The sequence below is a fragment of the Isoptericola haloaureus genome, from assembly GCF_036689775.1.
GTDB lineage: Bacteria > Actinomycetota > Actinomycetes > Actinomycetales > Cellulomonadaceae > Isoptericola > Isoptericola haloaureus.
Window position 1 is genome coordinate 1 of sequence record NZ_JBAGLP010000032.1, and the last position, 302, is coordinate 302.

Sequence of the window (302 nt, forward strand, 5' to 3'; positions counted from 1 at the left end):
ACCCGGCCGAGGCGCTGGGCCTCCTCCTGCCGGGAGCCGAAGGACCCGGAGACCTGGAGCGCCACCGACGCCTCGGGCAGGTCGAGGGAGAAGTTCGCGACCTTGCTCACCACGAGCCGGGAGATCGCGCCGGCCGGGGGCGCCGCGGGCAGGTGCTGGCGCTCGCGGACGGTGGGCGACCCGGGGATCGGCGGGGAGGCCGGGTGCTCGGCGGGCTCCTCGAGCTGGTCGATGTACTGCCCGCTCACCAGCACCTGGTCGTCGGGGTGGTCGGCGACGATCTGCTCGACGACGCGGTTCTT

Annotated in this window: 1 protein-coding gene; it reads right to left on the reverse strand. The window is 74.5% G+C overall.

The window, feature by feature from the left end; translation table 11 throughout:
- Positions 1-302 (reverse strand): helicase-related protein (locus V5O49_RS00115; RefSeq protein WP_332900450.1); only part of this gene is annotated, 302 nt, incomplete at both ends.